The organism is Bacillus sp. JJ722 (assembly GCF_036963345.1).
GTDB lineage: Bacteria > Bacillota > Bacilli > Bacillales > DSM-1321 > Bacillus_AD.
This window is the reverse complement of the sequence record NZ_JBALMO010000330.1, coordinates 235-3,217: the sequence shown is the minus strand read 5'-3', so window position 1 is coordinate 3,217 and position 2,983 is coordinate 235. Positions and strand designations below refer to the sequence as shown.

Below are 2,983 nucleotides of genomic sequence, written 5' to 3'. Positions count from 1 at the left end.
TCTTTTTTATGTAATAAATGGTGTAGGTAAGTTTTCTGTCATTTCTTTATAAAAGAATTAGACATTTCGATTTGCGTTATTAAATCTTAAAGAAATTATAGTTTTTTTAGATACTAAATATAATCCATAGCCTACAATGACACCTAGCGTATTGAATATAACGTCATCAATATCTGCACTCCGTCTAATGAAAAGTTGGGCAATTTCTAAAATAAAGGATAAGAACACACCAAGGTAAAATATTTTTCGAGAAGAATTCCATTCTTTCCAAATTAATGGGATAAAAAAGCCGAGAGGTAAGAATAAAAGTATCTTGGCTATGATAGTTATAAGTGCATTACTTCCCCAATCACCCATATCTACATAGAAAAGATGTCGATAAATTGTATAGAGTGGAAGTAGATTTATCTCATCTTTAGTATCAATATAGAACTCACCTGTTTGGCTAATTAAACTTATACCCCATTTGGGTAGAATTGTTTGAGATGCTAAACCCACAATATATAGGACGAAAAGGATTAAGAGTAATTCTTTTCTTAGTTTAAGTTGCTTCTTTTTCTTTTTTATATAAATGAATCTGGCTACTAAATACAAGGGTAATAATACAAACATATATCCTAACGTATACTTTATAAATATCAATACTAAATCCATTACTTCCTCCTAAAATATCTAATATTATTTATATTAACAAAACAATCTAATTGTTTCATCTTACTTATGCTGCTAACGGAGCAGGTTAGTTTAGTAAGAATTGATATAATAAATAGATTGACATATATATAAATCTAAGGGAGAAATGCATATGGGAAATTTTGAAGATTTATTACCAAGACATAAATCTGATTTGCATAGAGCGAAAAGGATAACAAATATGAAAAGAGATAAGATAGTGCCATTGCTACCTAACCTTCTCGAATGGATTAAAGATACGAATTGGCCAGTGGCACCAAGCATATTGGAAGTACTTTTAACTTTTCCTGAAGAAATCGTCCCACATATCCAAGATGTTTTAGCTTCAGATGATGATAACTGGAAGTGGTTTGTTTTACACTACTTGGTTGCTGAATTGCCAGTAGAGTCAAGAGTTCAATTTAAAGAGTATTTAAAAAGAGTGGCTGAAACACCCACACATAATGAACTTGCAGAAGAACTTGATGAAATCGCAAAAGAGATTTTGGAAACAGTCTAAAAAATTCCTTATTGAACGAGCGAGGGCAATAGCAGAAGATCAGAGCTATCATTTAGACAGCTTTTTCTTATGCAGCTAACGGGGCAGGTTAGTTGAATAAAAATCGATCGATATTTCTTTGTAGGGTAATGATGAGTGTTATTATTTTCTATAAAATGAAAATTATGTTAATGTTAAAGTAAAAAATCGAAAAGGAGTATTTTTTTGAGAAAATTGTCAATTATTTTAGGTTTATTCTTTCTTGTTGCTTGTTCTAATGAAAATGTTACTCAAGTAAACAAAGACGATAGTTCTGATAGTGAACCTATGAACCAAAGCAAAGAGATGAGTATAAATGATGCTACTCAACTAAACAAAGACGTTAATTTTGATAGTGAACCTATGAGCCAAAGCAAAGAGATAAAGATAACAAAAGAGTTTGTAGAAAAAAATATAATGATCGGTTTTTCTTACGATGAGATTAGGAAGGTATTTGGAAACGAACAGTATTCCTGGAGTATGGATAATACTATGAATTTCCTTTATGATTCAACTAACTATAAGCCATTTGTATATAATCAAGGTGCCGATTCAGTGGCTCATAATGAAATAAATTCAGGTAAACTTGATTATCAATTGTACATCAAATTTATAGATGGAAAATCTAACGTTTACTCGTATTTTTATAAAGGGAAAAACAGTAAAATATGGCAATATCAAGCAAATCCTGATAGTAGTAAACTTGTGGAAACTCCTGTAAGTGGCAATATAGATAACAACTCTAAACATACAATAAATAAAAATTATCCTCAAAATAGAAAAGGGCAAACGTATGGTTCAGAAGTAAATGCTCCTTCTTATGAAGATAGACCTGATTTGATTAGTGCTGTGGGAATAGACGGTACAACAGGATATGTAAAAAAAGAAGATTTTGATGGTCCGCAGCCTAGAACTCCTGAAGAAGCAGTTAAACTTACAAAGGAAGCTAAACCAAGAGAAATTCCTTTGTATGATGTTGATGGAGAGACTATTATTGGTAAGTTTATTATAGGTGGATAGAATTTGTTCTATTAATGAACGGCTTCTCTAGTGATACTCTTTGCTATTTCACATATGTAATAAAGAATTTAATTTTACTTTCTTTTGTTATTGTACTAACCAGCTAGTAGTTTGTGAAGAGGCGTACTAATATTATTAGGTGCTAGAGCTGAATAAGGCTGTCATATTGACGGTCTTTTTTGTTATGGAACAAACGTGGCAGGTTAGCTTAATAAGAAATAACAAAATTGAGAAAAATACTACTGAAATATAATGCGAAATGAGGTAGTAAATTGACATTTTTCACTCGCTTTTTTATGGTCCTACTCTTATTAATTAGTAACCCACTGATGATTATGGCTAAATAAATTAAGTATAATCACAACAGCTTAACTATTTCTGAAATAAAGAAGAAAGTAAACTTTATTATTTTGGCACCCCAAAGAATTCCTGATGATTGGTCATTAGATACAAAAATTTCGCCTTGGGTAATGTTACATTATATGAACAGCGATGACACAAAACTAATGGTTGCTATTACCCAGCGATTGGGGTTTCCGTATTACGATATGAGTTTAAGTCCTACTGCTAAACCAGTTGATATGAACGGGAATAGAGGTTATTTTCAAGAATGGGATGATGTTGGCGAAGTGAATAAGAATGGGGAAATAAATTTATGGTGGTTTACTTTTTTGGTTACAAGAAGGAACTTATATGGAAATGAGTAGTTCGAGATTACCCAAAAAAGAAAATATTAGAAATTGCGAGGTCAAT

General features: G+C 31.3%; 4 protein-coding genes. 3 read left to right on the top strand and 1 reads right to left on the bottom strand.

Translation table 11 applies throughout. The annotated features are described in order from the left end of the window. Positions 1-57: 57 nt before the first annotated feature. Positions 58-654, bottom strand: coding sequence for a VanZ family protein (locus tag V7014_RS25350; RefSeq protein ID WP_335511593.1), 597 nt, complete (start codon positions 652-654; stop codon positions 58-60). A 151-nt stretch (positions 655-805) separates the two neighbouring features. On the opposite strand from V7014_RS25350, the gene V7014_RS25345 reads away from it, so the two are divergent. The 3 genes from V7014_RS25345 (at position 806) to V7014_RS25335 (ending at position 2,937) form a co-directional block, all read left to right on the top strand. Next, positions 806-1,192, top strand: a complete 387-nt coding sequence (locus V7014_RS25345; RefSeq protein WP_335511591.1) for a DUF5071 domain-containing protein — start codon at positions 806-808, stop codon at positions 1,190-1,192. A 204-nt stretch (positions 1,193-1,396) separates the two neighbouring features. Then, positions 1,397-2,230 (top strand): hypothetical protein, encoded by an 834-nt coding sequence (locus tag V7014_RS25340; RefSeq protein WP_335511589.1) that lies wholly within the window; start codon positions 1,397-1,399, stop codon positions 2,228-2,230. A 410-nt stretch (positions 2,231-2,640) separates the two neighbouring features. After that, a complete protein-coding gene (locus V7014_RS25335) occupies positions 2,641-2,937 on the top strand; it encodes a hypothetical protein (protein WP_335511587.1) in 297 nt (98 codons plus the stop codon). Positions 2,938-2,983: the final 46 nt, after the last annotated feature.